Origin of the sequence: Fibrobacter sp. UWB1 (assembly GCF_002210325.1) — a bacterium.
In the GTDB taxonomy this organism is placed as follows: Bacteria; Fibrobacterota; Fibrobacteria; order Fibrobacterales; family Fibrobacteraceae; genus Fibrobacter.
The window spans coordinates 158,396-177,024 of sequence record NZ_MWQL01000004.1 but is presented as its reverse complement, the minus strand read 5'-3'; the positions used below and the strand labels follow the sequence as shown (position 1 = coordinate 177,024).

Here is an 18,629-nt window from a genome sequence, read left to right as displayed (position 1 = left end):
GTATCAATTGTATCGGGCAATATTCCTAACCCGAGGATTTAATTATCTCAACCGGCGGAGGCCGCGGGGCATCGGAACTTCGGTGCCGTCTTCCCCAAGCAGGTAGATGTTGTCGAGGCTAATGTAGCCCGTGCCGCTATGGCGAGCGCGCCAAGAGAAATTCTTGATTTGCTTCGGGTCGAGCTGCGGAATGGTCTTACCCCAACCTTCCTGTTTCATATTTTCCCAGATGAGCGTGTCACGCATCCAGGAACCGCGAGTGTTCTTGAGGCGGATCATGAATTCATCGTAATCCTTGACCTGTTCGCTTGCGATTTGCACTTCGAAATAGCCATCGGGATTGCTGTGGTTCGTGGCGTAGTCGAACACGATACCCACGGAATTGTGAACTTCTTCGGGAATCACGTAGTAGGCGCCCGCAAAGTTCGGCCAGCCCTGCGTAGGTGGCTGCTCGATCATAAAGTCGTGGCGGATAAAGCCACCGTGCGGAGGCGCTCCGTTAAAGACCTTTGCACCGATAGTCGTTGCGTTGTCGCCGTTAGCGACCGGGAACCAGTCGACGGCATCGAGGCCGTTATCAAAGTTCTGCATCACGTGCGTGGTACGGTAAGCGCCGCGAACGCGGAACGGAATCCTGAGCACCGAGACCTTGCCGCCCAAGCCCTGAACAGTCACCTGGATTTCGCGAGCAGCAGGATACACATCTTCGGGAATCGGGATTTGCACATGGAAACTTTCGATAGAAGCGTTCCACTTGCTATCATCGGGAACGGCGCTCTGCAAGACCATGCCCCGCTTGCCCCAATTGCCAACCGTCACGGCGCCGTTTGTAAGCTGACCATTTTCCTGAATTGCCGTCACGAACAAGTCGATCGTATCGCCTGCCATCAGGACCTTTTTTTCGAGAGAGGCTGCCAAGAACTTCGGCTTCGCGGCCTGCGCCTTGGTCGCTTCGCTCAAGCCCACCACCTTCGGGTTGACTTGCACGACGGCAAGTCCAAACGGCGGCACCGTAATGTCCTTGCTCTTGCTCGGGTTAATGCGGCGGCCGCTCGGGCCCATTTTCGGGTACGGATACGCCTTCTGCGTAGTGCCCACCCACTTGAACTGATCTTCGCCAAAGATTTCGACCTGTGTACGCACCAGGTCGCCCTTGCCGACTTCTTTAGAATTGCCCTTGACGCTTGCGCGGTCAATCTGCACCACCTGCGGGGCATCACTCAAGTTCACGATCATCACACGGGCTGAATCACCTTTGCCGATTGCGTAGGCTTCAATATCGGGGCTCGTCGATTCTACGGGCAACACCGCATAACCGTTTTCAAGGAAATCCATGTAGGTCATGTAAATGCCGTAGTATTCCGCCGTCGGCTCCAGAGACTTCCAATAATTCCAGGAGCCTTCCTTGGCGAGGGCCGTCATGCTAATGGTTCCCCAAGTGTCATCGGGGCCTTTGAACAAATTACCGAAGGCATCCCACGGAAGCACCTGCAAGCGATTTCCAAAGCGCATGGCATGCTGCGCAAAAATACTTGCCACGGCAGCGGCCTGCGGATAATCCATCAGCAGGCTAAAGCCCTGCACGCAGGTACTGAATTCCGAAAGGAATACACCGCGTTCACCTTCGAGGTGGCGTTTCATCCACACATTGAGCGTATCCATATTCGGGCCCACATCGAGCATGGCCTTGAGCATATCGGCAGGCTTCGGTTCGTTGGGCGTCCAGTAGGGGTAATTGTGCAAGTCCACCACGTCGAGGTAACGCTTGCCGTCTTTCTTTTCAGCCTCGCCCACGATGCGCAAGAATTCTTCCATCCAATACTTGCCATCGAGCAAGCCGGCACCCTTCTGCTGCATTTTATGCGTGCTGAACAGCGGGCCATGCAGAACGATTGTCGAATCGACAGCCTTCATGGCGCGGGCGTATTCCAGGAATCGTGCAGCGTAATGCCTTGCCGAAATCGGGCCGGATTCTTCCCATTCGCCGTCGAGTTCGTTGCCGATTTGCCACTGCTTAATGTTGTAGCCTTTTACTTTATTTGCATAACGCACCCAGGCGGCAGCTTCTTTCGAAGTTCCGGTACCTGCATTCACGCAGATAACGGCTTTTGCGTTCGGAAGCGTCTGGATGTACTTCATGAATTCTTCAAAATCCCACTTGATGTCGGTCCAATCGGTGCGGGCCTTGTCGCCATTGCGGGTAGACATCGCGTAGAACTTGTAGTTGTTACCGCCGAGCAAGTCGGTTTCGCCGCTATAAAGTTTCATCTCGCGAATCTGCACGCCCTTGCTAGGCAAATCAGCAGTCTTGAAGCGAATGGCCACATAGCGGCTGCGGAATTTAGACTTGTACTTGGTGGTCGCGCCATTCACCTTGACCACTTTTTCAAGTTTCAGCTTGTTTTCGAGCGCCTGGTGCACCCCCGGATATTCGGCGTAATCTTCGGTCCAGTAGGCGATTTCAAAAGCCTTCGGGCGCAGCGTTCCCCAGCTAATTTCCAACGAATCGACATCGACCTTTTCCGGAAATTCCACCACGACCCAAGGCGGGTCCACCGGGTCTAGGATTTCGCCCCACCACATGGTTTCCATATTGCCGTCGGCCAGGTGACTGCGACGCACAAAGCCGTAGTTGTCCTTGGTGGTGCCGCGGTAAATCGTTTCGCCCAAGAAGCCGCGTGCCCACTTGTTTTCGTCGGCAGTCCATAGACCCGTAGAATCATACTTGCCGATACCGTTCCAGTGGTAATCATTCGAAAGGCTGCCATTCGGGAATCTAAACAGCGTGTATCCGCCATCGACCAAAGCAGAAGTCATGTCGTAATAACGGCTCGGCGGATTCCAAATCGCCAAGTCCGCAGACATCATGTTTTCTTTATTGATAACGACACCCGGATGCAAGTCATCGACCTTGATGACATTCTGGGCGGCAAAAGCGGAAGCACAAAGCGAAAGCCCCGCTGCGGCAGCAAATACAAAATGATTTTTCATAAAAACCTCAAAACAAATATAGTAGGAAGTTAGAAGTAGGAAGTAGGAAGTAGGAAGAAAAAGGAAATGCCCCTGAACAAGTCAGGGGCAAACCTTTCAAATTCGGCGCGGTATCTGTCTACTGCCTACCGTCTACTGTCTACTTAACCTGATGACCCTTCAGGTTGAAGCGTTTGCCGTTCTTTTCGACATAGAGCTTCTGGTCAACAAAGCGGAGCTGCGGGCCCTGCTTCACGTGAGCCTTGCGGGCGACTGCGGGCTTGATAGCATCGGTACTGCGAGCGACACCGTCCACAGCAAAGCTAGGAGCATAACCGTGATTGATTGCTTCGATAGCGCCAGCGAGGTATGCAAACGGGGCATTCCAGTTGATGGCCACTTCGTTCGAAGCGTAGCTGCAGTTGTTGTCGACATAAGAGGTTGCCGGGAATCCGGTTCTATAGTCCTTGCATTCCCAAGATTCGGAACCGATGTCTTCGCCACCGGGCTGCGGGCCACCCACAATCATTCCCGGAATCGGAGCGGTCACCTTGTCAGAGGTACTCGGACGGTGGTGCGGCTTCTTGGCGGACTTTGTACCAAAACCAGTCAAGAAAGACATGTCGAGCGGATTCTTACCGAGCAGGTAATCCAGCACCTTGACTGCAGCCTGGTAGTACTTGGCTTCGCCAGTCAGGTAGTAGGCGTGCAACAGCCATACGCCTTGGTTGCCAGCAACAGCGTTAGAGCCCCACACAAAGTCGTTCTTAGCCATCACGACACCGAAGCCCTTAGTGCTACGATTTGCAAAGTCATCGGCTGTCTTGAGCAAGCTATCCTTTGCAGCCTGAGCTTCGGCACCGAATTCGGTAGCGTGTGTAGCCTGGCCATAAGTCGCAAGGCCTCCGACATCAGCCCAGCTCGGAACGTTTGCGGAAGCCTTGCTCGGCTTGTAAGTTGCATCGCCGGTAGACACGAAGAGTTCCGTGCCGGCAAACATCTTTTCGTCTTCGAGCCAGTTGTCGCCATATTCACCCGTAGCCACATCGGACGGGTTCTTGAAGGCCTTGTTGGAATTCTGCGCACCCCAGGCATAAGCCTTCTTGGCAGCTTCGAGGCACTTACTAGCATAAGTTGCATCGAACGGCTTGTACACACGGGCGGCTACAGCCATCACTGCGGCAAAGTCAAATGTGGCAGCAGTACCCTTGCCGATTACGTAAATCGGATCGATATCGTCTGCCGGCATCACGTCACCCGGGAATCCGAGAGAAGTCAGCTTATGGTAAACGCCACCATCAGAGGCCTGCATGGTAAGCATCCAGTCCAAGTTGTACTTGATTTCGGCGAGCAAATCCGGGAGAGTTCCGTCAGCCGGAATGTTCCACTTGAGCGTCTTGAAATATTCCGGGAAATGTTCGTACAACGAAAGGAGCGTGTAAGTGGTAATGCCCGAGTTCACAATGTAGCGACCGTAGTCACCGGCATCGTACCAGCCCTTGGACGAATTGATGGAACCGGATTCACCGGTAGAGCTATGGAGCTGCACGCTTGCATTGGTATGACCGGCGGCACGCTTCCACTGACCGGCGTAGGTTTCTTCCAAAGCCATGGAAGCACGCTGGTAGTAATACCACTTCAAAGAAGCCTTGGTGACATCTTCATAAGTGTTAGCGGCAATCTTGAGATCCTTACGAAGTTCCTGACCACCCACCTTAATGGAATAGGTGCCCGGAGTGTTCAAGTCCGAGATATCGACCAGCTGGACATTCTGACCGCTGGGTTCCCAATTCGAAGCCGCAGACGGAGTCACCTTCAAAACGGTCGCACCACTTGCGTCCACAATTTCAACATCGCCGTTACCGTCAGCCAGGGTAAATTCCTTAGCATCACCTACGCGGTAACCAATTTGGTTGATATATGCTGTAGCAGCAGAAGCCGCCGTCGTAAGAGAAAGTACGACAGCCGCATACTGTTTTAAGCCAAATTTCAACATCTCGGACTCCTTAATGATTATTATGCAACTACAAATATACCCCAAAAAAAGCGTAAGAGAGTTCTCTTACGCCAGAAATTGGACACAAGTGTACCCATTGTGTTATTTTTTCGCAAATTTGAGCCTTTTTTGTATTCCAGACGGGAATGTCACAACAACGGCATACGTCCCGGAAGGCAGCCAAGACAGGTCCAGGGTGCCGCGGAAGTCGCCCCGCCAGGTTACAGAGCCGTTCATGGAGACGATGGCGCAACGGTATTCGCCGCCATTCCCGAAGGCAACCAACTTGTTACCGACCAAGCCGACATGAGCCAGCAGTTTCCAGTTCGAAGGCAGACGAGTCTGCATGGAATCGTTATCCAAAGTATCGGTAACCGAGGTATCCGTTACGGAGGTATCTACCTTCGCCGTATCCAAAGGTTCGACAATCTGCGATTTTGCTTCACGAGCCGTATTGAAGAAACTGATCATTTTGTTCAAGTTTTCGTCGACATACATTTCGTTGCCGCCATGGGTTCCTCCCGACACCGAAACAAGTTCCGTCACGACATTATGCTTTTTCAGAGAATCATAAAGTTCCTGGCTTTGTTCCTTGTTTACAATTTGGTCCGATGTTCCATGGAACAAGATAATAGGCGGGTCGTCTTCGCTGGCATAGTACGGCGAACTGGCTACCATCCACTTATCCTTGTTGCCTTCGCGCTCGGCTCCGATAAAAGCACCTTCGTAAGTTCCGCTGCCCATGAAATTATTGATAGGATTCATGGTGTAAATATCGGTCGGGGGCGACCACAGCGACGCCGCATCGATACAGCTACTGAACTTGGTGAACTCCCCCAGGGAGCCCACCAAGTCCACCGTTACGGAACCGGACTTGCCTTCTTTCAAGCCACAGGTTGTAGCGACCAAACTGGAGAGATGTCCGCCCGACGAAAATCCGGACATAGCGATAAACGATGTATCGATTTTGTATTTCGCCGCATTACCACGAATAAAGCGCACTACGGCCTTAAGATCATGCAACTGCGCCGGGTAAATGGCATCGCTTGCAGAACGGTGATTCGGAGTCACCACCGCATAGCCTGCCTTCAGGAGCGCCGCGCAAATCGTATTCAAATCGGCAGAACCCTTGTAGTTGTTCATGCTCCAGGCGCTCCCGTAGGTATGGATTACCACCGGGTAACTATCCTTCTTCTCCTTCGGGAGGTAGATATCCATGTTGTGGAATCTCATGCCGTCGCCCGCGTAGTTCACGTCAGCGAACTTCTCGGAATACTCCATCTTGTCGTTACCCGACTGTTGTCCCCCAAAGCCCTGCGCAAACGCTGCAACTGCGACAGCGAGGCATGAAGCCGCAATAATTTTGTTCATACTCAATCCTTTCCAAACAGGCAGTAACGCCCATAAAATAATATAAATCAAAAAAGTCGCCCCATTCCGGAGCGACTCAAAATTCTGTTGTACAAGATTACAACTTACTTAATCAGGTCAAGCGTCAGGCGACGGGCTTCGGCGTCGGCTTCGAGCACCTGGTCGAGCGTCAGGTGACCCGTCACGTTCGGGGCACCGGCCATAATGGTTTCCACATGGCGCGGGATATCCGTAAACTTGAGGTTACCTTTGAGGAAGGTGTCAACGAGAACTTCGTTTGCAGCATTCATCATGGCAGGCACGATACCGCCGCGGCGGCCCGCTTCAAATGCCAAGGCAAGGCAGCGGAACTTGTTGAAGTCCGGTTCAAAGAAGGTCAGCTTCGCAAGCGTCGGCAGATCAATGCGCTTGGTATCGAGCGGCAGACGGTCGGGCCACGTGAGCGCCACCTGAATCGGAATGCGCATGTCGGGAGCACCGAGCTGGGCCATGAGGGAACCGTCGCGGAACTGCACCAGCGAATGCACCATGGACTGCGGGTGAACCACCACCTTGATCTGGTCGTACGGAATGTGGAAGAGGAAGTGAGCTTCCAAAACTTCGAGACCCTTGTTCATCATGGAAGCAGAGTCGATGGTAATCTTCTTGCCCATGCTCCACACCGGGTGATTCAAGGCATCGGCCACGGTGATGTTTTCAAACTTTTCAACGGGCCATTCGCGGAACGGGCCACCGGATGCCGTAATTTCGAGGAATTCCACTTCGTGTTCGCGCTTGCCGCCTTCGAGACACTGAAAGATAGCGCTGTGTTCGGAATCGATCGGCGTGATGAAGGACTTCGGATTTTCGGCAAGCTTGTCCCAAATGACGGGGCCTGCCATGACCATTGTTTCTTTGTTTGCAAGAGCCACATGCTTGCCGTGTTCAATAGCAGTAATCGTCGGGAGGCAACCTACGGCACCCATCAACGAGTTGATGATGATGTCGGCCTTCGGGTCGGCTGCGAGTTCGCAAAGGCCTTCCATGCCCACGAGCACCTTCATGCCGAGTACACTCTCGAGTTCCTTGGCGGCATTCGGGTCGAACATGCACACGCGTTCAACCTTGTACTTGCGCACGATTTCGGCAACTTTGGCCACACTGCTGTTGGCGGCAACGGCGTAAAGATTGAAGATATCGGAATGCTGATGAATGACATCGACGCTAGAAGTACCGATAGAACCGGTCGCACCGAGAAGAACTACGTTTTTCATTTTGAAGCCTCTTTTTTATACAGGTAAAAAGATAAAAAATATCTATAATTTAAACATGCTCGCAAACGAAGTTAACGCCCTGATTAAAAAGCTCTCCCCGTTCATGGAAGAGGATTCGGAAATTTTCCGCGAGCTCATGACGTTTTTCGGGCAAGGTTCCAAGATTGACGTTCACCACGGCGACCTCTCTAAATTCCTGGGTCACAAGCGCCTTTACCGCGTGATCCGTCTGAAAGGCGAAAGCTACAAGGACTGCGTTTACCAGCTGGTGGACAACTATCCAGAATCGATGGAAGCGCTCGGAATGCTGCGCTACTACAAGGCGCCAACAGGTCCCGTGCGCTGGGAAGAGGTAGAAGCCGCCGAAATTGCCATTGGCAAGGAACTCACCATGGCTGCCTACGGCTGGATGCCGGATGCATGGACTTTGTTCGAAAAGGAGCCGCAGGGTGATGAAGGCGGCGAGCACACTAACGCGGGCGAGCACGAACTCGTCGCGATTCTTGCGTTTGATTTAGGCGAATAATCGCGACTTATAAAAGGAGATGACTCCCCGTTGCCGAGGATCATATCCACTAAGCAGCAAAGCTGCAAGTGGCTATTGAGGTCAAGCCCGGCATGACAAAGAAAGAACACTCGACTTATTGCTTCAGGAATTCGAACAGCGTAATTCCCGGAAGCTTGCCCTTGCGGCTCACCAAGTAGTCTTTCAGCGAAAGTTCAACCACTTGCTTTTTCCACGCAGCATGGCGCAGCTTCGGGAGTTCCCCGTTGCGGAAAATCACGAAGCCCGTATGCGTCGCATCCAAGTCATTTGCACTTGCGACAAAGGCGACCCCCGTCACCATCAAAGGGCCGGCATAAGGTTTTGAAGCCATTTCTACCGCACGACTGTAAGGCAAGTAGCGCAAGTCCATCGGAGCATCCGGAGTTTCGTACTTGATCTTTTTCGCCTTGAAGAAATTCTGCTTGGGCATCGTGCGCTTTACGACCGTATCGCCCGGCACCTGCATCACGCGAGCAAACTTGCTATCGCTCACCCAGTCGGCCAGCAGGTAATGTTTGCGGTTCACGTAACCGATTTTACCGCCCTTGTAGCGGATCTTTTGGAGCGTATTGAAGATTTCGTTTTCGTTCGGCGACAAGGCCATCGCAAGAACATGTTCCAAATACGTCACGCAGTCGACCGAATCCATGTACACCAGCGGTTTGTTTTCGATAGAATCCAGATAGCTTTCGCCCATGGGGCCAAGTTTGTATGGGGTTCCCTTCATGAGGCGGGAGAAATATTCGAGCCTTGCGGTAAGTCCTGCCACATTTTGAGCACCGAGCCACATCTGTTTCATTTTCATGAACGAAGCGTAACTGTCATTCGCACGATAAACGAGACGGGTCCACAAAGTATCGAGCGCATCTTTGAGTTGCGCGTCAGGATTCTTGCCCGTTTCGTTCAAGTACATGGCCACCGCAAGGGTATCGCCATCGAGCGTATAAATGTAGCCTACCAGGCCGTGGACTTCGCCGATAAAGCCAGTCTTGAATCGAGTGAGCCAGGGGTACGGCAAATCAAGCATGCGCTTGCCGCCGGTACCGATTCCGGGGCCCGCAAAACTGTTGATGTAGTAGCTACCCTTGGGGTGGCGAGCCATCTTTGCAAGCAACTTGGTTTCAGTAGAAGGCTTCACCTTGTTCTTGGGCGAAAGTCCGCAACCGTCCCAGACTTCGAAGTCGGTAGAATCAATTCCCATTTCGGCAAGGAATTTCATTTCCATGGCGCGGCCGCTTTCAACGCTACCCACGCCCGTCTTTTGGGCGCCTAAATTGCGGAAGATCGTTTCGGCATGCAAGTTCTGGCTGCGTTGATTGATTTCGTCGAGAATGCTGAGGAACGGCGCCGCCGAATAAGTGTAAGAGGCAATCTGGATTCCCTCCTGCACATTGGGCTGCTCCTTGAAGGCAATTCCGCGTTCCTTGAGAGCGTGAATGAAGGCAGCCTTAAAGTACGCAATCGGGTTACGCACCGGGAGCACCAGCTGGCTAGAATCCACGCCGATACCGATGGCGCCACCAATCGTGATTTCGGGCTTTACAGAATCGAGCGCCCAAGTCCACTTGCGCTTTTTACCCGGAACCGTCACCATTTCATTTTTCAAAACGACATAGCCAACGTCAGGCACCACTTCGGCACGGGCCAGCTCGCCCACCTTTGTGCCCGGCTTAAAGCGAATCATGGTGCAGTTGTCGTTAAATCCGAGCGGAGCAATTTCGGCACCGTACCACGCATCATAAAAATTCTTGCGCCAGTGTTCAGCGCGCCACGGCCCCTTGTAATAGCTGGAATCCAAATTAATCTTGCCCGAAACGGAATCTATGCCCAAGGCATGAATGGAATCGGCCATTGCATACAGCATGTGGAACGGGTCTGCGTAATAGCGGCCCGAAAAATTCGGATCGCCCGCACCGCGGACATTGATAGAGCCGACAAAAGTCTTTTTGCGCACGCTACCGTTCAGAGAAACTTCGGTCTTGGGCGCGTAATCGAGCGGCAAGTAGTGAACCGCCGCCGCAGTCGTCAAAGTCTTGAGCGTACTTGCAGGCGTGAACTTTTCATCTCCGCGAATGTTACCTAATTCTTGGCCCGTTTTAATCGATCGTATCGAGAGTCCGTAACGGGCGCCAGGCACCACCGAATCCACGTACACCTGGAATGAATCCAATTGAAAATTGGCTAGAGCGACAGTTGTAAAGAATCCAATTAAGGCAAAAATATTTCGCATAATTCTAGCGCTTGCGGAACCGACGAATAGAGAACACCAACAATAGCACGACCGCAACAGCTCCCAAAGAAATCACCACAATAAGCCGCAAGCTAAATTCAGGCTGCACGCTGACCGAACCGAAACCCTTTTCGTACTTGATTTCTTCGACCGGGGTTTCCAAAGCCGCAAGAATACGGTGCTTTACAGCGGATTCCGTTTCGGGGTCTTTGTACCCCAAAATGCCATTGATTTTCTGGTGAGCATCAAACACGTGACTCGCAATTTCTTCGTTCACGGAAGAATCTTGCTTGAGCAATGTACTCGCAATGGCAGACACCATGCTGTTCACCGTCATTTCGATTTCGCTCCATTCCGGAATGTTCTGGCTACTACGGCCATGATTTTCGAGACCGTCAATCAAATGATTGTAGCGAGGATCCTGCATCCAGATTCGAATCAAGCTCTTGTCGGGCGGAATGAAGCCGCACTGTCTAGAATAGAAATCGATATTGTCTGCACGGAGCATGAACAGGAACAAGTCGCGGGCCTTTGCATGCTTGATCGGGTTGCTGTTCTTCGGGAGCGTCAAATGGCTTCCGCCCACAAACGAGAAATTGCCGTACGGGCCCTTGGGACCGGTCACCGTAATCAAGCCGTCTTTGGCGAGCGGGCTATCTCTCAAGCCGCCCATTTCCGTGTCGAATTCAATTTTGCGGATCAATTCGGACGTACCAAAAATCATCAACTGTTCGGAACGCACAAAGCGGTCTGCACTCTGGGCCGAATTTTCCTTGAGGTTGTACGGCGATACGTCATGGTCGCGCAACAATTTCAAATAAAAACAAAGTCCCACCAGCGTCAATGGGTCTGCTAGGGCACTGCGGTAACCGCTATCGACTTCTGCAACGAAGTCACCGCCGTAATTCCAGAGGAACGGAGACATCTGCTGATAGCCCGTCCAGTCGTCCTTCACGCCAAATTCAAACGGCACCACCTCAACATCTTGCCGGTTAGTCACCTTGGCTTCCGAAATGGCCCGGAGCACGCCAAAGAACTGCGGGTAAGTTTCGATTTCGGAATCATGCAGCCCCAGTTCCAACCAAATGCGTTCGTTCGCGAAGAATCCACGAATGTCGAGGAACCACGGAATCGAGTACACCAGAGTATCGCGACCGATATGGCCAGATTTCATGGCCTCCGGATAAAAGCGACTTGTATCGACAGCGTCTAACAATTCTGTGACAGGGTTAATCATGCCCGCCTTGGCAAAATACGGCACCCAGCTCGAGCCCAGCTGCAACACATCCGGAAAATCGGTCCCCGGGCCAGCTTCGGTTACCAAGACCTTGTTGAGTTCGGCGAAGGCGACTCCCCAATCCACGAATCGGATCTTGACCGGAGTTCCGCTTTGGCGCGTGTACTTTTTCATGAGTTTCTGGAGAGCGGCGCCAGCATTGATATCCTGGTCCATCACCCAAAGCACAAGCGTATCGGGAGGTGTCGGCATGGCCTTCAGTTCCGGCATAGCATGAGCAATCCCGCACAAGGCGAGTGTCATCACAAATAAAGCTATGCCGCAAATACGCTTCTTCATGGTTTTCTCTAAAATACTAATTCACCGTTGTCAGCTAGTGGGCAATTCTCAAAAAGTCTTCAAAGTAGCGCGGATACGTCTTATTAATGCAAGCCGGATCCATAATCTTGATCGGAACACCGCCCAAGGCGACCAAACTAAAGCACATGGCCATGCGGTGGTCATTGTAGGTTTCAATTGTTGCAGGCTGCAAGTGTTCCGGAGGCGTAATCGTAATGGAATCCGTCGTTTCGCGGACTTCGGCACCCACCTTGCGCAGTTCAGCCGCCATGGCCGCAATACGGTCGGTTTCCTTGACGCGCCAGCTGGCAATGCCCGTAATGGTCATGGGGGCGTCGGCGAACAGGGCGAGTACCGCAACCGTCATGGCCGCATCGGGAATCTCGATTGCGTTGAATTCGCCCAGGCTCTTGAGCTTGCCACCCGTGCCAGAGCATTCTGTCCAGTCGGGACCCATGGTAATGTTTGCGCCCATTTTCTTGAGCACGTCGACAAAAGCGATATCGCCCTGACGGCAATCGCTACCCACACCGAGCACGCGCACCTTGCCGCCCGCAATGGCGGCGGCAGCCAGCGGATAACTTGCAGAGCTTGCATCACCTTCGACCATGTAGTCGCCCGGAGTCTTGTACACACCCTTGGGCACATAAAATTCCTTCAGATCGGCATGTTTGACTTCGATACCGAACTGTTTCATGACATCGAGAGTCAAAAGAATGTACGGCGCCGAAATCAGTTCGCCTTCTACATGAATATGGAGCGGGGATTCTGCATAGGGGGCACAAATCAAAAGCGCCGTGAGGTACTGGCTAGAGATGTTCCCGCGGACAGAGACCGAGCCGCCCTTTAAACCGCGGGCGTTAATACATACCGGCGGGAAGCCTTCGGTTTCCATGTAGTCGATGTCGGCACCAAGCGAGCGAAGCGCTTCGACCAAGTCGCGAATCGGGCGTTCCTTCATGCGTTCTTCACCGCTCAGGTGGAACACGCCGCGACCGAGAGCCAGGGCCGCACACAAAGAGCGCATGGCCGTGCCCGCATTGCCCAGATAGAGACCTGTCACGTAGTTGTCGTTTTCCATCAGGACCGACGGAGCATCGATAGGAGCCCCGTTGCCTTCGATTACGGCTTCGGTAAAGTCGTCGGTCATTTCAGCCTTGACCCCGAGCGCCTTCAAGGCCTCGCCCATGTAGCGCGTATCGTCGCTTTTCAACAAGTTATGCAAACGGGTAGTACCTTCGGCCAAGGCAGACACCAAGAGCACTCGATTGGTAATGCTTTTGGAACCCGGCACGCGAAGTTCTCCGTTATAAGACGACAAAGCAGGAATCTGAATATGACTAGGGCGAATAAAGGGTGTATCCATGGTCATAAATTTATAAATTAAATAAGCTATTAGACTTTATGGAGCATTAAATGATGAGCGAAATCACAGAACTCAAATTCACCGTACGCTTTTCGGACTGCGACGAATATGGCAGACTCAAGCTTTCGCGCCTGTTCCAGTTTATGGAAGAGGCCGCCATCGCTGACGCCGAACGCGGCGGATTTGGCCTGTGGCGTATGATCAAGGCCGGCTACACCTCGGCCATTACGCGCATGAAGGTCCGCATCAATCACACTCCGCTCATGGGCGAAGACCTTCGCGTTTCCACCTGGATCAAAGAGATTTACAAAGACAAAGTTGTCTTGAAGGACTACGCCGTTGTCGACAGCCAGGGTCACGCCTTGGCCGAAGGCACGTCTTCTTGGATTCTGGTAAACTTGAAGACCGGCTTTGCAGAACCGCCGTCAAACAGTCCGTACCCCTTCCCCATCCAGCTTGAAAAGAGCGCCATGCCCGAAATGCTCTCGGTTTTGCCCATGGGCGAAGACCCGCAATTAGTTTATACGGAACATGCCCGCAACAGCGACCTAGATTTGAACCATCATGTAAACCACTGCCGCTACGTGGAATGGATTCTCGACTGCCTGAGCAAAGAAGAAATCAAGGAACGCGGCATCCGCTCGCTGCAGCTGAACTTTGTAAACCAGGTGCCGCTCGGCGCGAACGTAAACATTATCCGCTTCAAGGATACAAACCATCACGTCGTATTCTTCGGCATGAACGCCGACATGGAAAAGAGCCCCACCACCAACCGCTGCCACTTTCAGGCCCGCGTAGGTTTCAGGGAATAATTCCAGGGAACAACAAGCCCTAATTTAAAGCAAATACTGCATAGCAATCTTTTCAATTCTCGTTGCATCCAGCGGGATTTCAGAAGATTCCATTGACACGATCAAGTTTTTTCCTAGAAAATACCCATTGCCTTCAAAACAAGTCACCTTCCACGCCACCTGCGAAGAATAATCCGCATCATCCATCATCCCAAAATGTTCCCACACGAATTCCTGCCGCAAGCGAACATTTAAGCAAGTGAAATCAGGATATACCGTCATCGTATTGCGAGACGTTCCCTTTTTATGCCTAATGGCCAAGGGACATTCATACTTGTAAGGGATTTTCAGTCTATACAATGTATCCGCAATCATCGCCTCGGATTTCGAGCGCACCCGTTCGCCGCGAAGAGTCATAATTTCAGGGACATCATCCTCAATTTTTTTGCCCTCATATACACCGGCAAGCCATTGCGCAATATAAGTTTCATCTGACTCATATACAGGCGACACCAGTTTCTGACGGCCTTCGTGCATACAAGCGTACAGGTTTTCCAAATTCTGCAGTCGGAAACGATTCAAAAAGGAATCAATTAAAAGCCGCCACTTTTTCAATTCGGGCAAGGCCTTCTGGTCATATTCTTTTTGAGCAAGGGCTTTCGCCCGCCCAATTTCATTTACCGGGATATACTTTCCATGTACAGTTGTTCCCTTTGTTACATGAAACCACTGAACTTGATTTTTTCTTCTTGAAAGGCGAAGGCGACCCGCCGGAGCTTTCTTCAAAGCTTTTTCCTTTGCAGAAATCAACGATTGAAGTTGGTCCGCTGCCGTTTGAAGCACCGGCAGAACATTTGCGACACTCAAAATTTCATTCATTTGCATTTTCCTCTTTGAAATTACGAATCTATGGGGGTGAATACAGGCTAAATGAGCCACAAAGAGACATTTAACCCGTACAAATCCACGATTTTAAACAAATTCACGCTCTTTTTTCCGACGGCGTACAGGCCACGCAAGCGCAAACCACTCATTTAACCTGTACGCCAAGGCATTTTTAAGACATTTCATCCATTCTCCTTGCAATTTGTACAGGCCAAATGAGCATTCCACTCCTCCTTGGCCTGTACGCAGCCTCCTTTTTTACAACAACACCCCTCCCTAAGCGCGATTTGTACAGGCTAAAGAAACATTTCACATCTCTTTGGCCTGTACAACCACCATTTCGCCTTCATTTTACCACCATTTCGCCTTCCAGAGCCTAATTCTCCGGAACAAGCCCGACTCCTGGCCACATTTCAAAGCCGAAACTCCCGTGCAAGTCGGTGCGATACACCGCCGTTGAATCGCCTGTGACAAGCCGGAGCTTGTTGACCACCTCGTCTTTGGGGTGGCCATAGCGGTTGTTTTTACCGACCCCGATGCCTGCGTACCTGGGGGCCACCCGCGCGAGGAACAGAAGCCCGCTACTGCCCGCCGAGCCATGGTGCCCGACTTGCAGTAAGTCTGCAGACAAGTCGCGCGAGAGTTCCATCAAGCGGCTTTCGCCCGCGGTATCCAAGTCGCCTGTAAGCAAGAATGCGCTTTCACGCCCCGCCTGCGAACCGACCATAGAGCCCATGAGGACCACACTCGCCCGATTTTCGCCAAAGCGCCCGTAGCTTACAGGCCACAGGCATTCGAGCCTTAGCCCCTCGGCAAAGTACACCGTGTCGCCGCGTTCCAGCGTATCGACGGGAATCTTGTACCGCCGCGCCACCGTGTAAACGCTATCGCTCACAAAGCCCACCGCGGTGTCCAGCCCCACCAAAAGGCGCCCGACCTCGAGCCGCCCCGACTCGATTGCCGCGCCCATTTCCATAAACCCACCGCCGTGGTCCCGGTGAAAGTGGCTCACCAGCACCCAGTCGAGCGACTTGACGCCCCTCGACGCAAGCGTATCAGCAAGCCCCGCCGAATCGGGCCCGGAATCGTACAGGGCATATCGCCCCTCATGCTCCAGGAGCACCGCGAGCCCCTGCCCCACATCCAAAAACGTGATTCGCACGGGCACCGGCTCGCCGTCCCAGCCGCTCTCATAAGTGCAGCCCGACAGCAACAGGCTGAACAAGGCTCCCCAGCAGCAGGCACAGAGCAGAATCCACAGATAAACCCAACGATTCGTATTTTTTGGCACAGGATTTCTAGAAACGAGCATTTTATCGAACATACGACGACATCCTTTTTTGGAAAAGCCTCTCTTTCCTATACGCCAAAATCGGCAAAACTGTCTGATTTTACCCCCAAAAATGAAAAAGACGGCAAACTTTACTATATTTACCCTTAAACCGAGGTTTTTTATGCAATTACCCAAGTACAAAAAGAAAAAGCGTATCAAGCTGAAAGTCTGTCAGGAACCCGGCTGCGGCCGCGAATTCTGGGGCCACCCGATCGCCAAGTACTGCGAATTGCACCGCGACATCAAGCAGCGCCAGAAGCAGAAGAAGGACGTGGACAACATCGAGTCCAAGAACATCATCTTCCGCCACAACTACACGGAATCCATGGACCTCACCTTCAAGTGCTGCCTCGAAGGCTGCAACGAGATGTTCACTATCCGCGTGTTCCCGAAGCAGTACATTTACCCCCGTTTCTGCGAAGAACACCGCAACGATTTCAAGCGCGCAAACTACCTGCGTATCATTTCCAAACTGAAAAACGACTAAAAATCGGGCTTTTTCGTAAAAAATTGGACCGCCACCCTTGAAAATCGGGGTGGCTTTTTTATATTTGGGCTCACAATCATGGTGGGTGTAGCTCAATTGGTTAGAGTCCCAGATTGTGATTCTGGATGTTGTCGGTTCGAGTCCGGTCACCCACCCTTAAAAAACCTCGCTAGCAAACTAGCGAGGTTCTTTTTTTTAGTGAGGAGACAAAAGAGCTTTAGTCGTCTTCTTTCTTGGGCGGATTGTAGGGTATATCAAGCGCATTGAGCTTGATGTGGACACTTACATAAGCGATACGCTCTTCTTCATCCGGAGCCTCCCCAACAGTATATCGAATCATATATTCCGCAACAGCACTAATCTTATCCGAATCATACTCGTATGCTTCCCCTACACACGTCGTGTCTAGCCAGACTTCATAATGAACGTTCGGATATCGAGGATCGTCCCATTCATCGCCATCCCATATTCTAGCATCATTCCTCACTTTGGAACTCCCCAACCATTCTATGTCACTCATATTACTTTTGTCATCAAAATTATATTCTGCTTTAAAGGCATCTAGATCCATCAAGTATTCTTCTAAATTCGTTTCTTCATCTTCTCGATCAATTCCTTTGCAACATCCTTTATCCAAGGTTTCAGGAGTATTTTCTTCTAGAACATAATGGTAAACAAGGTCATGAAGTTCGTGCCATTCCTTCGGATGAGAATACTCCTTTGAAGATTCCTCATTTTCTGGGTTGGAGAATTTTTCGCCAAATGATTCTACATATTTTTCGAACTCGGGAACCGCTTCTACGTTTTTCCACCCGGCCACATTTTTGCGAATCGTTTCCAGTTGACCGTTTGCCTTGGCTGATTTAGCCCAGTTGGCAATTTTGGTTTTCATTTCGTTATCCCACTCACCCGTTTTAGCATAAGAATCCCCCAACGAGTCTATGCTATAAGTAAGATAAGCTTTCTTGTCTAAATTGGTCTGTGCCGACAAGAGCACACTTGCAGCCAAAAGTGCTGCGTTGCCCTCTCCAGGCTTAAGGATATCCAAATCAGCAAAATCACCGACATCGTCTTTAATATCAAACAGCGCAAGGATCTCCTTTTTCGCCAGAGCCCTTGCTTCTGCCACAGGCATTTTCTTTTCTTCCACAAGATACATTATGCGGTCGTATTCAAGCTGCGTAAACACGTTAATATTCACGGTGCTACGTTTTTCCAAATTAACAAAGGCGTGTAGTCGAATGTCTTTGTTCGACTTTTTCCCAGTATGTTCATCTAGATAATTGCCCCACACACTGATTTCAATACATGGAGAAATCGTGTTGAGATTTTCAAGATTATACACTCCATTTTCCACACTACCTTTATAAACATACCCATTGCTTGTTATTCTTAACGTTTTGCAATTAAGTTCCCTGTATTCGACTATAGATTCAACGAACGGGCCTTTCTGCGCTACGCCAGTTAAAGTCATATTCTTAATTGCATATTCTTCGACACTAGAAGAATCCGCTTTTTCGGAGCTTGAAGATTCCACCCTTGTTGTATCAGAAGATCCATTATTTTCCGAGCTTGAAGATATTGCGACTTCTTCAGAGCTCGAGGACTTCGCTTTTTTATCTTTGCTTGCAACCGAAGACGAAGAAGCGCCCTCGTCGCCACCGGATTCCACGTCCTCGATATATTCTTCCGAGTCTTCCCCGGCAACACTGCTGCTTTCGCTGGAGCAGCCCGTTACCACCAGAGACGTGCAGAGGTACATTGCCGAAACAGACAACAGGCCCGCGCCAAGAACTTCATACCATTTGTTTTTCTTTTTCATTT

General features: G+C 51.4%; 13 protein-coding genes and 1 tRNA gene. 4 read left to right on the top strand and 10 right to left on the bottom strand.

Going from position 1 to position 18,629, the window contains the following annotated elements; all coding sequences use genetic code 11:
* Positions 1 to 42: 42 nt before the first annotated feature.
* The 4 genes from B7988_RS05285 to dxr all read right to left on the bottom strand — a co-directional run bounded on the left by B7988_RS05285 (position 43) and on the right by dxr (position 7,590).
* Positions 43 to 2,991, bottom strand: coding sequence for a glycoside hydrolase family 44 protein (locus B7988_RS05285; protein WP_088657098.1), 2,949 nt, complete (start codon positions 2,989 to 2,991; stop codon positions 43 to 45).
* A gap of 139 nt (positions 2,992 to 3,130) precedes the next feature.
* The gene (locus B7988_RS05280) at positions 3,131 to 4,966 is read right to left on the bottom strand and encodes a glycoside hydrolase family 9 protein (RefSeq protein WP_088657097.1); all 1,836 of its coding nucleotides are present in this window, start codon (positions 4,964 to 4,966) and stop codon (positions 3,131 to 3,133) included.
* A gap of 102 nt (positions 4,967 to 5,068) precedes the next feature.
* Entirely contained in the window at positions 5,069 to 6,337 is a 1,269-nt protein-coding gene (locus B7988_RS05275) for an alpha/beta hydrolase (RefSeq protein ID WP_249268858.1), read from the bottom strand.
* Between the two features lie 104 nt (positions 6,338 to 6,441).
* Positions 6,442 to 7,590: a 1-deoxy-D-xylulose-5-phosphate reductoisomerase gene (gene dxr / locus B7988_RS05270; protein WP_088657096.1), complete on the bottom strand. Its 1,149-nt coding sequence runs from the start codon at positions 7,588 to 7,590 to the stop codon at positions 6,442 to 6,444.
* Positions 7,591 to 7,645: 55 nt separating this feature from the next.
* Here dxr and B7988_RS05265 point away from each other — a divergent pair, with 55 nt between their 5' ends.
* Positions 7,646 to 8,116, top strand: coding sequence for a hypothetical protein (locus B7988_RS05265; protein ID WP_088657095.1), 471 nt, complete (start codon positions 7,646 to 7,648; stop codon positions 8,114 to 8,116).
* Between the two features lie 115 nt (positions 8,117 to 8,231).
* Here B7988_RS05265 and dacB read toward each other — a convergent pair whose 3' ends face one another.
* From dacB to aroA, 3 genes are read right to left on the bottom strand one after another with little or no spacing between them, the layout of a single operon-like run.
* A complete protein-coding gene (gene dacB / locus B7988_RS05260; protein WP_088657094.1) occupies positions 8,232 to 10,367 on the bottom strand; it encodes a D-alanyl-D-alanine carboxypeptidase/D-alanyl-D-alanine-endopeptidase in 2,136 nt (711 codons plus the stop codon).
* A gap of 4 nt (positions 10,368 to 10,371) precedes the next feature.
* Complete coding sequence (locus B7988_RS05255; protein ID WP_088657093.1) at positions 10,372 to 11,943, bottom strand: extracellular solute-binding protein; 1,572 nt, start codon at positions 11,941 to 11,943, stop codon at positions 10,372 to 10,374.
* Between the two features lie 34 nt (positions 11,944 to 11,977).
* The gene (gene aroA / locus B7988_RS05250) at positions 11,978 to 13,309 is read right to left on the bottom strand and encodes a 3-phosphoshikimate 1-carboxyvinyltransferase (RefSeq protein WP_088657139.1); all 1,332 of its coding nucleotides are present in this window, start codon (positions 13,307 to 13,309) and stop codon (positions 11,978 to 11,980) included.
* Between the two features lie 50 nt (positions 13,310 to 13,359).
* Between aroA and B7988_RS05245 the strand changes: the two genes are divergently transcribed.
* A complete protein-coding gene (locus B7988_RS05245) occupies positions 13,360 to 14,121 on the top strand; it encodes an acyl-ACP thioesterase domain-containing protein (RefSeq protein ID WP_088657092.1) in 762 nt (253 codons plus the stop codon).
* Positions 14,122 to 14,145: 24 nt separating this feature from the next.
* On the opposite strand, the gene B7988_RS05240 is transcribed toward B7988_RS05245, so the two are convergent.
* Positions 14,146 to 14,979 carry a hypothetical protein gene (locus B7988_RS05240; RefSeq protein WP_141225566.1) on the bottom strand — a complete coding sequence of 278 codons (834 nt, stop codon included), beginning with the start codon at positions 14,977 to 14,979 and terminating at the stop codon, positions 14,146 to 14,148.
* Between the two features lie 382 nt (positions 14,980 to 15,361).
* Positions 15,362 to 16,309 (bottom strand): MBL fold metallo-hydrolase, encoded by a 948-nt coding sequence (locus tag B7988_RS05235; RefSeq protein ID WP_088657090.1) that lies wholly within the window; start codon positions 16,307 to 16,309, stop codon positions 15,362 to 15,364.
* A gap of 130 nt (positions 16,310 to 16,439) precedes the next feature.
* Here B7988_RS05235 and B7988_RS05230 point away from each other — a divergent pair, with 130 nt between their 5' ends.
* Positions 16,440 to 16,805, top strand: a complete 366-nt coding sequence (locus B7988_RS05230) for a hypothetical protein (RefSeq protein WP_073056119.1) — start codon at positions 16,440 to 16,442, stop codon at positions 16,803 to 16,805.
* Positions 16,806 to 16,886: 81 nt separating this feature from the next.
* Positions 16,887 to 16,960: transfer RNA gene (locus B7988_RS05225), tRNA-His, on the top strand.
* Between the two features lie 62 nt (positions 16,961 to 17,022).
* On the opposite strand, the gene B7988_RS05220 is transcribed toward B7988_RS05225, so the two are convergent.
* On the bottom strand, positions 17,023 to 18,627 hold the full coding sequence (locus B7988_RS05220) for a hypothetical protein (protein ID WP_088657089.1): 1,605 nt from the start codon (positions 18,625 to 18,627) through the stop codon (positions 17,023 to 17,025).
* Positions 18,628 to 18,629 lie beyond the last annotated feature (2 nt).

What these genes read in the sequence shown, in the direction of transcription:
- dacB (WP_088657094.1), bottom strand. Translation starts at nt 10,367, where the DNA reads ATGCGAAATATTTTTGCCTTAATTGGATTCTTTACAACTGTCGCTCTA.
- dxr (WP_088657096.1), bottom strand. Translation starts at nt 7,590, where the DNA reads ATGAAAAACGTAGTTCTTCTCGGTGCGACCGGTTCTATCGGTACTTCT.
- B7988_RS05220 (WP_088657089.1), bottom strand. Translation starts at nt 18,627, where the DNA reads ATGAAAAAGAAAAACAAATGGTATGAAGTTCTTGGCGCGGGCCTGTTG.
- B7988_RS05235 (WP_088657090.1), bottom strand. Translation starts at nt 16,309, where the DNA reads ATGTTCGATAAAATGCTCGTTTCTAGAAATCCTGTGCCAAAAAATACG.
- B7988_RS05240 (WP_141225566.1), bottom strand. Translation starts at nt 14,979, where the DNA reads ATGAATGAAATTTTGAGTGTCGCAAATGTTCTGCCGGTGCTTCAAACG.
- B7988_RS05285 (WP_088657098.1), bottom strand. Translation starts at nt 2,991, where the DNA reads ATGAAAAATCATTTTGTATTTGCTGCCGCAGCGGGGCTTTCGCTTTGT.
- B7988_RS05245 (WP_088657092.1), top strand. Translation starts at nt 13,360, where the DNA reads ATGATGAGCGAAATCACAGAACTCAAATTCACCGTACGCTTTTCGGAC.
- B7988_RS05275 (WP_249268858.1), bottom strand. Translation starts at nt 6,337, where the DNA reads ATGAACAAAATTATTGCGGCTTCATGCCTCGCTGTCGCAGTTGCAGCG.
- B7988_RS05280 (WP_088657097.1), bottom strand. Translation starts at nt 4,966, where the DNA reads ATGTTGAAATTTGGCTTAAAACAGTATGCGGCTGTCGTACTTTCTCTT.
- B7988_RS05255 (WP_088657093.1), bottom strand. Translation starts at nt 11,943, where the DNA reads ATGAAGAAGCGTATTTGCGGCATAGCTTTATTTGTGATGACACTCGCC.
- aroA (WP_088657139.1), bottom strand. Translation starts at nt 13,309, where the DNA reads ATGGATACACCCTTTATTCGCCCTAGTCATATTCAGATTCCTGCTTTG.
- B7988_RS05265 (WP_088657095.1), top strand. Translation starts at nt 7,646, where the DNA reads ATGCTCGCAAACGAAGTTAACGCCCTGATTAAAAAGCTCTCCCCGTTC.
- B7988_RS05230 (WP_073056119.1), top strand. Translation starts at nt 16,440, where the DNA reads ATGCAATTACCCAAGTACAAAAAGAAAAAGCGTATCAAGCTGAAAGTC.